Source organism: Actinomadura sp. 6K520, from assembly GCF_004349245.1.
GTDB lineage: Bacteria > Actinomycetota > Actinomycetes > Streptosporangiales > Streptosporangiaceae > Spirillospora.
Genome location: NZ_SMLC01000230.1, coordinates 1 through 9,376 on the forward strand (window position 1 = coordinate 1; position 9,376 = coordinate 9,376).

10 protein-coding genes are annotated in these 9,376 nt (G+C 71.1%); 4 read left to right on the plus strand and 6 right to left on the minus strand.

Annotated features, from left to right (window positions below; genetic code table 11):
• Nucleotides 1–135 precede the first annotated feature (135 nt).
• Nucleotides 136–726, plus strand: coding sequence for a TetR/AcrR family transcriptional regulator (locus tag E1289_RS33895; protein ID WP_165970718.1), 591 nt, complete (start codon nt 136–138; stop codon nt 724–726).
• A gap of 65 nt (nt 727–791) precedes the next feature.
• Here E1289_RS33895 and E1289_RS33900 read toward each other — a convergent pair whose 3' ends face one another.
• From E1289_RS33900 to E1289_RS33920, 5 genes are read right to left on the minus strand one after another with little or no spacing between them, the layout of a single operon-like run.
• Nucleotides 792–1,736: an alpha/beta hydrolase gene (locus E1289_RS33900; RefSeq protein WP_131987636.1), complete on the minus strand. Its 945-nt coding sequence runs from the start codon at nt 1,734–1,736 to the stop codon at nt 792–794.
• A gap of 3 nt (nt 1,737–1,739) precedes the next feature.
• Nucleotides 1,740–2,567, minus strand: coding sequence for an SDR family oxidoreductase (locus E1289_RS33905; RefSeq protein WP_243713329.1), 828 nt, complete (start codon nt 2,565–2,567; stop codon nt 1,740–1,742).
• On the minus strand, nt 2,564–4,009 hold the full coding sequence (locus E1289_RS33910) for a M20/M25/M40 family metallo-hydrolase (protein WP_207929328.1): 1,446 nt from the start codon (nt 4,007–4,009) through the stop codon (nt 2,564–2,566). The genes E1289_RS33905 and E1289_RS33910 overlap by 4 nt, the downstream gene beginning before the upstream one ends.
• The gene (locus E1289_RS33915) at nt 4,006–5,526 is read right to left on the minus strand and encodes an aldehyde dehydrogenase family protein (RefSeq protein ID WP_165970719.1); all 1,521 of its coding nucleotides are present in this window, start codon (nt 5,524–5,526) and stop codon (nt 4,006–4,008) included. The genes E1289_RS33910 and E1289_RS33915 overlap by 4 nt, the downstream gene beginning before the upstream one ends.
• On the minus strand, nt 5,523–6,422 hold the full coding sequence (locus E1289_RS33920) for an NAD(P)-dependent oxidoreductase (RefSeq protein WP_347813608.1): 900 nt from the start codon (nt 6,420–6,422) through the stop codon (nt 5,523–5,525). The genes E1289_RS33915 and E1289_RS33920 overlap by 4 nt, the downstream gene beginning before the upstream one ends.
• 256 nt (nt 6,423–6,678) lie before the next feature.
• Here E1289_RS33920 and E1289_RS33925 point away from each other — a divergent pair, with 256 nt between their 5' ends.
• The 3 genes from E1289_RS33925 (at nt 6,679) to E1289_RS33935 (ending at nt 8,986) form a co-directional block, all read left to right on the plus strand.
• Complete coding sequence (locus E1289_RS33925) at nt 6,679–7,545, plus strand: DUF3100 domain-containing protein (RefSeq protein ID WP_131987642.1); 867 nt, start codon at nt 6,679–6,681, stop codon at nt 7,543–7,545.
• Complete coding sequence (locus E1289_RS33930; RefSeq protein WP_131987644.1) at nt 7,542–8,027, plus strand: hypothetical protein; 486 nt, start codon at nt 7,542–7,544, stop codon at nt 8,025–8,027. Before E1289_RS33925 ends, E1289_RS33930 begins: the two co-directional genes overlap by 4 nt.
• A gap of 116 nt (nt 8,028–8,143) precedes the next feature.
• On the plus strand, nt 8,144–8,986 hold the full coding sequence (locus tag E1289_RS33935; RefSeq protein ID WP_131987646.1) for a MurR/RpiR family transcriptional regulator: 843 nt from the start codon (nt 8,144–8,146) through the stop codon (nt 8,984–8,986).
• 31 nt (nt 8,987–9,017) lie between these two features.
• Here the strand turns inward: E1289_RS33935 and E1289_RS33940 are convergent, their stop codons facing one another.
• Nucleotides 9,018–9,242: a hypothetical protein gene (locus E1289_RS33940; protein WP_207929329.1), complete on the minus strand. Its 225-nt coding sequence runs from the start codon at nt 9,240–9,242 to the stop codon at nt 9,018–9,020.
• Nucleotides 9,243–9,376: the final 134 nt, after the last annotated feature.

Consider the following 9,376-nt stretch of genomic DNA (forward strand, 5'->3'; position numbering starts at 1 on the left):
GCGGATTCCCCGCCCGGTGCCCACCCGCTGCGGTGACCGGACGTCCGGTACGGAGGCGCCCGGCGACACTAGGGTGGATCGCGGCAACCTGCCGGCGGCGTCCCCGGCTGACAGATCATGGTGGGAGGTGCGGCGATGTCGTCCGTCCCCGGGCATGCCGCCAAGGGCGGGCGAACCCGGACGGCACCGCGTTCGGAGACCGAGATCCTCGACGCCGCCTACGACCTGCTGATGTCCCGCGGGCTGGAGGCGACGACCGTCGAGGCGATCGCGAACCGGGCGGGCGTCAGCAAGGCGACCATCTACAAATGGTGGCCGAACCGCGCGGCAGTGATCATGACCGCCTTCCTCCGCAGATCGGCCGACGTCCTGCCCTACCCGGAGAATCTGCGGCCCGGCCAGGTCGAGGACCGGCTGCTGAAGATGGCGGCGGCCTTCCGGGGGGACACCGGGACCGCGATCGCCGCTCTGATCGCCGAAGGCCAGTCCAATCCCGAGATCGCCCGCGCCTTTCGCGAGGGCTACATCAACAAGCGCCGCGAAGAGGGCGTCGCGATCGTGCGCGCCGCGATCACGGCGGGCGACATCCGGCCGGCCGACCCCGACGTCGTGCTCGACCTTCTCTACGCGCCCCTGTACTTCCGGCTGCTGGTCGGCCACCTGCCTCTGTCGGATGAGGCCGTCCGCGAGCACGTCGGGCTGGTCATGCGCGGGCTCGGTCCCTGACCCGCGCCATTCCCCGGAACGACGGGCGCCACCGGACCGGCCCGGCGGCGGCGACACGGCCCTCTCTACGGTCCGCCCGACAGGATGTCGGCGATGAACCGCGACCTCACCCGGACGATCTCCCGCCGGGCGGGTGAGTCGAACGGCAGGAGATCGCATCCGTGTGCCCCGCCCGGTACCCGGTGCAGCCTCGCCGCGCCGCCGGCGGCCCGCCAGCGTTCGGCCAAGAGCACTGAGTCATCGTGGAGCGGGTCGGCCGTGCCCACCACCAACAGCGCGGGCGGCAGGCCGGAAAGGTCGGCGAGGACGGGGGACAGTTCCGGCTGTGACGCCGGCATCCCTGGGGCGTACTGTTCGCGGAACCAGGTCAGGGTGGCGGCGTCCAGCCCGAGGAACGGCCGGGGCGGCCGACGCGCACCCGCGGTCAACCGCAGGTCGAAGAATCCGTAGCTCAGCGCCGCGCCGTCAACGGCCACCGCGCCGGTCCGCTCCCGGAGCCGGATCAGCGCCAGCACGGCCAGGTTGGCCCCAGCCGACTCCCCGGCGACCAGGACCCGGTCCACACCGTACTCTGCACGGCCCGCGGCGGCCGCCCATGCCAGCGCCGCGGTGACGTCGTCGAGGCCCGCGGGATACGGATGCTCGGGTGCGAGCCGGTAGGCCACGCCGGCCACGACCGCCCCGCACTCGTCGGCGAGTGCGGTGAGGCGCTCGTCCTCCCAGTCGGGGCTCCCGGTCACGAAACCGCCGGCGTGGCAGTGCAGGACGAGACCCCGCGCGACACCGTGCCGGGGACGGGAGACCCTGATGCGGACGGCACGTTCCTCGGCGTGCAGGAGAACATCCTCGCAGCGGGGGAGCCGGACGACCGGACCGTGGATCGTCCGGCCGTCCTCCCGCGCCGCCCGCAGCTCGGCCGCCGTCCGCCGGTACGGCCGCGGAAGCGCGGCGTAGTACCGGGCCAGCCGCTCGTTGGCCCGCAGCGTGGCCGGGGGTACCGTCTCGGGCACCGATCACACCTCCGGTTCGTAGCGGCCGTCGATGGCCAGCCAGCCGCCGTCCACCACCACGGAGCTTCCCGTCACATAACCGGCCGCGTCCGAGGCGAGGTACACGACCGCGCCGGCCAGTTCGTCCGGCCGGCCCCACCGGCGCAGCGCGCTCCTTTCCGCGTACGCCCGCCGCCACGCCGGATCGGCCTGGATCTGCGCGGCCAGCGGCGTGTCCACGATGCCGGGCACCAGCACGTTGGCCCGCACACCGCACGGGCCCCACTCGACGGCCGCGGCGCGCGTGAGCTGGACCACCGCGGCCTTGGTCGCGGCGTACACGGCCTGCCCGGGTTCGACCACCTGGCTGCGGATCGAGGAGACGGTGATGATGCTGCCGCTGCCCTGTGCCGCCATCCGGCGGCCGAACTCGCGCACCGCCAGGAACATCCCCCGCAGGTTCAGGTCGACGATCCGGTCGAAGTCCTCGTCGGTGACATCGCTGATCCGCTTGCGTACGTTCGTCGCCGGTGTCACCAGGAGGATCCGGGCGCGGTCGCACCGGTCCGCGAGCCGCCGCAGGTGCTCCGGCGAGCGGATGTCGGTCACCATCGCCCGTCCCGCGCCGCCTTGGCCGGTAATGTGCTCGACGGTGGTGGCGAGCCCGGCCTCGTCGACGTCCGCGCAGGTGACCGAGGCACCGAAGGCGGCCAGCGCCGCAGCGGCGGCGGCTCCGATGCCGCTGGCGGCACCGATGACGACCGCGTCGCGTCCCGTCAGATCGAACATGCGGCCGTATGCCGGGACAGGGCCGCTTGCGGGCCGGGCCGGGCCGGCCGGAGTCGCTGTCATCCGAGCTCCTTCCGGGCACGTTCCGTGATGAGCGCCGGCGCGGAGCCGCCGTCGAATCGGACCTCGCTGTCGAAGGCGCGCCGCAACGCGAGGTAGGCATCCCGGTCCGGTGCCTCGCGTCCGTGCACGATCCGTCTCGCCTCGGCCGCGCCATGGGCCAGCAGGTCGATGACCGTGGCCGCCATGACCTTGGCGGGCGTGATGACGGCCGCCTCCACGTCGGTGGGCCAGTACCCGTCCCCGTGGATCGGGGCGCTGTTGCCGCTGGCGGCCATCGGCTGGACGAGCGGGATGAGATGGGACAGGTCCCCCACATCGCTGCATCCCCCGACGTGGCCGCCGTGGCGCCGGACCGGCCCCGCATGGACGAGAGCGTGTGCGTTGTTCTCGACCACGTCCGCAAGCGAGGCGTCGGGGGTGAAGGGCAGGTAGCCGGACACCGTGCGGATCGAGACGGCGCAGCCCATCGCGACCGCCCCCGCGGCGAGTGCCCGGTCCACCCTCGCCGCCAGCCGCTTCAACGCCTCCACCGTGCGGGCGCGGACCATCAGTTCCATCCGCACCCGGTCCGGGACGACGGTGAGCGAATGGCCGGGCTCGGTCAGCACCCAGTGAACCCGCGCGCAGTCATCGTCCCGGAAGCTCTCGCGGTGGGCGTCGATCGCCCCACCGGCCAGCATCGCGGCCTTCAGCGCGCTCACCCCCTCCCACGGGGCCGACGCGGCGTGGGAGGCCGTCCCTTCGAAGGTGACCAGCTTGGTCAACCCGCCGTTGAGGGTCACCTCGACGTCGTAGGCGGACTCGTCGGCGGCTCCGGCCGTATGGGTCAGCAGCGCCAGGTCGATGTCGTCGAACTCACCGAGCCGGATCAACTCCGGCTTGCCGACGATGAACTCGATCTCGCCGCGGTCACGTCTGGCCAGCCGCCCGCCCAGCTCGATGCACTCCTCGGCGGGCACGGCGAACAAGACGACGTCGCCGTCCAGGGCCGAGGCCACCTCACGCAGACCGAACACGGAGGCGAGCATCGAGGCGAGCTGTGCATGGTGACCGCAGGTGTGCGCCGCGCCGGTGACGGGATCCGCGAAGGGGTGGCCGGGGGCGCGCATGGCGTCCAGCTCACCCATGATCGCCACGGACGGCCCCGGCGAGCGCCCCCGCAGCCGGGCCTTCACGCCCGTGCCGGCCAGGCCCGTTCGAGGCACCAGGTCCAGTTCACCGAGGGCCTGTGCGACGATCCTCGCCGTGGCGTGTTCGTTGAACCCGGTCTCGGGTGTGCGGAGCAGCCGGTCGTTCAGCGCCTCGATCCGCGGTCGTGCCGCGTCGATCGCCGCCAGGCAGGCCCGCTTGAGTTCGGCGACCTGACCGCTTCCCATCGGCGAACGCGGATCGGAGGACGGCGGGCCGGGCTCGTGCGACCCGGCGGGAACGTCGCCCGTCATGCGCCCTCACCCGGATCGACCTTGACCAGGAGGCTCCTCGTCCGGGTGTACTCGGTCAGAGCAGCCACGCCGGAGCTGCGCCCGTAGCCGCTCCCGTGGGCGCCCCCGAACGGGGAACCAGGGTGCAGAACCTTGTAGGTGTTGATCCAGAAGACTCCGGAGCGGACCGCGCGCGCCACCCGGAAGGCCCGGTCGATGTCCGCCGTCCACACCGAACCTCCCAGGTCGTAGGGGGTCGCGTTGGCCATCTCGATCGCCTCGGGCTCCCCGGCGAAGCGCATCACCGACAGCACCGGGCCGAAGACCTCCTCCCGGGCCAGCTCGTGCGCCGGGTCCGAAGCGACGATCGTGGGCTCCAGGAAGTAGCCGGTCCGGCAGCCCGCCCGTTCGGGCCGTCCCCCGCCGGCCAGCACCTGCCCGCCCGCGTCGCGGGCCCGGTCGAGGAAACCGCGGACCCGGTCGTAGTGCGCGGCGCTGACCAGGGGGCCGAGAGTCGTCTCCGCCTCGACGGGGTCGCCGGGCACCAGCGCCGCGGTCGCCTGCCGGACCCGGTCCAGCACCGTGTCGGCGATGCGCTCGTCCACCAGCAGGCGGGAGCCGGCCGTGCAGCTCTGGCCCGCAGAGCCGAAGATCCCTGAGACGATCGCGGGCACGGCCCGGTCGAGGTCGGCGTCGGAAAAGACGATCTGAGCCGATTTGCCGCCGAGTTCCAGCACCGCACCGGCGCCGCGCGCGGCCGCGTCCGCCGCCACCCGGCGGCCGGTTCCCAGGGATCCGATGAAGGTCACCTTCGCGACGCCCTCGTGGGCGACAAGCGCTCGGCCCGACGGGTCACCCGGGCCGGCGACGACGTTGACCAGCCCGGCGGGCAGCCCGGCCCGGGCGGCGAGCAGCGCGATGACCGCGGTGGTGAGGGGGGTGAGCTCGCTCGGTTTGACCACCACCGCGTTTCCGGTGGCGAGCATCGGGCCCAGATTCGTGCCGGCCGTCACCACCGGGGCGTTCCAGGGGGTCAGCAGGCCGAGCACCCCGAGGGGTACACGGGTCACGACGTTGACGATGTCGTCGCCGGTGGGCGGTACCAGGCCGCTGTTCTTGTCGGCCCAGCCGGCGAAGTAGCGGATCGAGTTCGCGGTGAGAGCCATTTCGGCCCGGGTCTCCCGGATCGGTTTGCCGACCGTGCGGGACTCGGCTTCGGCGAGCACGGGCGCGTGCTCCAGCAGCAGGTCGGCCAGGCGGGTCAGGCGCAGGCCGCGCTCGGCGGGGGCCAGGCGGGCCCAGGTCCGCTGCGCGCGGGCCGCCGACGCGACCGCCGCGTCCACGAGGGCCGCGGACGCGGGCAGATAGTCGTAGAGGGGAGCACCGGTCGTCGGATCGGTGAGCCGCTGGGCGGTGCCGGACGGGTCACCTGCCACCTGCTCGGCGCCGACGACGTGCGGGCTGGTGATGTCGAAGCCGGCGACGACCCCATCGAGTAGTTCGGTGAGCCGATTGGCTGCGGGGGCGGGGGTGGTCATCGGTGAGCCTCCGGTCCGTGTGCGTCCGCGATGGCGGGCAGTGCTTCGAAGATGTGCGTGGTGTCGTCGCCGTCGGCGATGAACGCGGCCGACTGGGCCCACACCGTGCGCAGCAGCTCCAGCACGGGCGCCCGGCATCCCGCGGGAAGGGACGAAATGGCCAGTTCGACATCGCGTCGTATCAGCCCGATGGCGAACCGGCTGTCGTAACCGCCGGACAGGACGAACCGCGGATAGACCAGCTCGCTGGCGACGCTCCTGCCGGAGGCGCCGTTGAGCGCGTCGAGGAAGGCGGTCGGCGCCACTCCGTGCGCCTGGGCCACGTAGATCGCCTCGCCGACGGTCACCAGGTTGGCGGCGTACAAGATGTTGTTCATCAGCTTGCAGGCGCTGCCCGCCCCAACCGGCCCCACATGGACGTGGTTGCCACCGCTGATGGCCTCAAGCGCCTGCCGGGCTCCGGCCAGGGCGGTGTCGTCCCCGCCGATCATGACGCGCAGGGTGCCTTGTTCCGCTGCGAGCGCACCGCCGCTGACGGGGGCGTCGAGGTAGTGGTGTCCGGCGGCGGTGACCAGCCGAGCGAGGTCCCGGGCCTGCTGGGGCGACCGGGTGGTGGTGTCGACCACGGTGATCGCGGCCGTACCGTTCCGGCCGCCGTGCGCGGGCATGGCGGTGAGCACCGACTCGACCTGGGCCGCCCCGGGTAGGGAGAGCAGGACGACCGTGCCCGCCTCGAAGACCTCCGCCGCGGAGTTCGCGGCGGCTTCGCCGAACGGTGCGGTACGGGCCGGATCGATGTCGTAGGCCCGGCTCAGCAGGCCGGCCTGAGCCACCCGGCCGGCCATCCCCGCTCCCATGGCACCGAGCCCGATGACTCCCACTGGTGGTGACAACACTCCTCCAAGCAATGGTCACTGCAGATTGATGAAGTCGCAGCGTATGTTGCGTACCTGAGGTCGTCAAGACTCCGCCACCACCAACGGCACCGACTCCGATGCCCGAAGATTCGGGTCCGTCCGATCGTTAGCCTGGGCCGCGGACTCGGATAAATCAGCAGGTCACAGGCGTTGACGCCGACATCGTTGCAACGTATGCTGCGTTCTCACTTCAATGCAGCAATAGCTGCAAGATTCCGGTGAAGTGGGAGAGAACATGGAAGCCGTTCACCGCAGACCCGACCCCCCACTGACCGCACGAATAGGCCCGATCCTCCTGCTTCACGGGGTCGCGCTGGCGGTCGTGGTCGTCTCAGAACTCATCGGCACGCGATCCTTCAAGCTGGGCCCGGGACTCGTCCTGTTCCTCCCGCTGCTGTACGCGTACGTCATGGGGCTGGCCGTCAACCCCGAGATCACGCCCGTCGCACGCCGCCTGCTGTCGTCCCGGAGCACCCGTGTGGCGGCCGGCTACATCGTGGTGGCGGCCTTCCCCATCGTGGCCAAGCTCGGAACCGTCATCGGCCCAGCACTCAAGGACATCATCGCGGCCGGTCCCGCCCTCCTCTTCCAGGAACTGGGGAACCTGGGCACGATCGTGCTCGCCTTCCCGGTGGCGGTGTTCCTGCTCAAGATGGGACGTGAAGCGATCGGCGCGACCTTCTCGGTGGCCCGGGAATCGAGCCTGCTGATCATCGCCGAGAAGTACGGGCTCGACAGCAGGGAAGGCCACGGCGTGATGGGCGTCTACATCAGCGGGACGCTCTTCGGCACCATCGTCTTCGCCTTCCTGGGCGGCTGGATGGGCAGCCTCGGCTGGCTGTCCGTCGAAGCGCTCGCGATGGCCTGCGGTGTCGGAAGCAGCAGCATGATGGCCGCCTGCGCGGGTTCCATCGCCGAGGTCGCGCCCGCATCGAAGGACGAGATCCTCGCCCTGGCCGGAGCGAGCAACCTGCTCACCGTCGGCACCGGCCTGTACGCCGCGCTCCTGCTCGCCCTCCCCGCGGTGGAGCGCTGGTACGGCGCCGTCGAAAAGCGCCGCACCCGCGGGGACCGTGCCCAGCGAGAAGGAGCATCGTCATGAGCGAGACCGTCCCGCCGGCGGCCGAGCGTACCCACGAGATGGGCCTCGGAGAACACGCCGTCGCACTCACGATCGTCACGCTGATCGCGCTGGTCGGCAACACCGTCGGCCCTGACGTGCCGATCTCCGCGGCCGTCCCCGGCATGCTGATCATCCTGGGCATCGCGTTCGTCGGCGTGGTGATACGGCAGGTGGTCCCCCTCGGGGTCCCCGCCATCGTGTGGATCTCAGGCGTGGGCATTCTGCTGTCCACCCCGTGGACACCGGGTTCGGAATGGATCGTGGAGCAGGTGTCGCAGGTCGAGTTCCTCGCCCTCGCCACCCCCATCCTGGTCTACGCCGGGCTCGGACTGTCCCGCAGTGAGGCGGTGCGCTTCGCCCGCTCAGGCTGGCGCCTGATCACCGTGGCGATCCTGGTGTTCATCGGCACCTACCTGGGTTCGGCCCTCATCGCCGACATCATCCTCAACGTAACCGGCTAACGTGCCGTCCGCGGTTCCCGCGCGGCGGCGCGCCGCCGCGCGGGAACCGCGGACCGACCGCTGAGTAGGCTGGGCACGTGCCTTGATCGTTCTCAATACCGCCAGGGGGTCCGCAGGTGCGGGAATGGCTCGCCGAACTCGTCAGCCGACATGATCTGAGCGGGAAGGCCGCCATGTTGTGCCGCTTCCTGGAGGCGAACCCGCAGACCGCCTCGTATGCCAGCGCCGGAGAAATTGCACGTCAGACCGGCGTGAATGTCGCGACCGTGATACGTCTGGCCCAGCACCTCGGATTCCAGGGGTGGCCCGCCTTCCAGTCGGAGCTGCGGCACCATTTCCTCAGCACCCTCCCCCCGCACGAGTCGGTGACCCTGTCGCAGTCTTCGGTCCAGGGCAGCCCGCTGGCGGCGAGCCTGCGACGGGATGCGGAGAACCTGCAACTGGCGCTCTCCACCGTGGACGAAGACGCGGTCGAGGCCACCGCCGCGGCGATAGAGCGGTCGAACCGCACGCTCGTCATCGCGTCCGGCAGCTACGCGATCGTCGGCCACACGCTCACCCACATCGGCTCGGTGATGGGATTCCCCATCACGATGGAACAGCGGGGCGGGCCGCACCTCGCCGCGGCACTGGGGGAGCTCGGCCAGGACGACTGCGCCGTGGTCATCAGCTTCTGGCGCCTGCTTCGCGAAACGGTGGTCGCCGCCCAGCTGGCCAAGTCGAACGGCGCGACCGTTTGCGCGGTCACCGACACCATCTCCTCCCCGCTCGCCGAACACGCCGCCCACGTAATGGTCGTGCCCACGGAGGGCCTGCTCAGCTTCCAATCGATGACCGCCCCGATATCAGTGATGTACGGGCTGCTCGCCAGGTTGCACTCACTGCGACCTGAGCGAGCCACGAACGCCATGCGCAGAGTAGAAGAGCACTGGGACGCACTTGACGTCCTCCACTCGTAACCCGACCGTGTTTTACCGACCTGCCAGCACCTCAACGCGGACGCGCTGGTGAACAGGCCGGCAGCGCGGCCAGGATCTGTGGCGGCATGCTCGGCCGACCGTTCGCCGAGGGGTACATGTCGGCGAACATCACCGCCCCGAACAACACGCCATGGTGCTCGGCCAGGAACGCGAACACGCTCCCGGCCGGGATCAGCTCCCGGCACGTCTCCCACACGTCCGGACCGACCGTCTCCCCGGCCCATTCCCCCATCACCACACAAATCGAGTAGGAGGGCCGGGTCGCCCGGCCCTCCTCTCACACCACCGGACATGCGGGCCCGCATCCGGCGGTTCGTCAAGCCGCTGGTCTGAGTCTGCGCCAGGTGGCTTGAAGCCCTAGCAGGCCAA

Excerpts from the sequence above, each read along its gene's own strand:
- E1289_RS33895 (WP_165970718.1), top strand. The coding sequence starts at position 136 with ATGTCGTCCGTCCCCGGGCATGCCGCCAAGGGCGGGCGAACCCGGACG.
- E1289_RS33930 (WP_131987644.1), top strand. The coding sequence starts at position 7,542 with ATGAGCGAGACCGTCCCGCCGGCGGCCGAGCGTACCCACGAGATGGGC.
- E1289_RS33905 (WP_243713329.1), bottom strand. The coding sequence starts at position 2,567 with ATGACAGCGACTCCGGCCGGCCCGGCCCGGCCCGCAAGCGGCCCTGTC.
- E1289_RS33915 (WP_165970719.1), bottom strand. The coding sequence starts at position 5,526 with ATGACCACCCCCGCCCCCGCAGCCAATCGGCTCACCGAACTACTCGAT.
- E1289_RS33910 (WP_207929328.1), bottom strand. The coding sequence starts at position 4,009 with ATGACGGGCGACGTTCCCGCCGGGTCGCACGAGCCCGGCCCGCCGTCC.
- E1289_RS33925 (WP_131987642.1), top strand. The coding sequence starts at position 6,679 with ATGGAAGCCGTTCACCGCAGACCCGACCCCCCACTGACCGCACGAATA.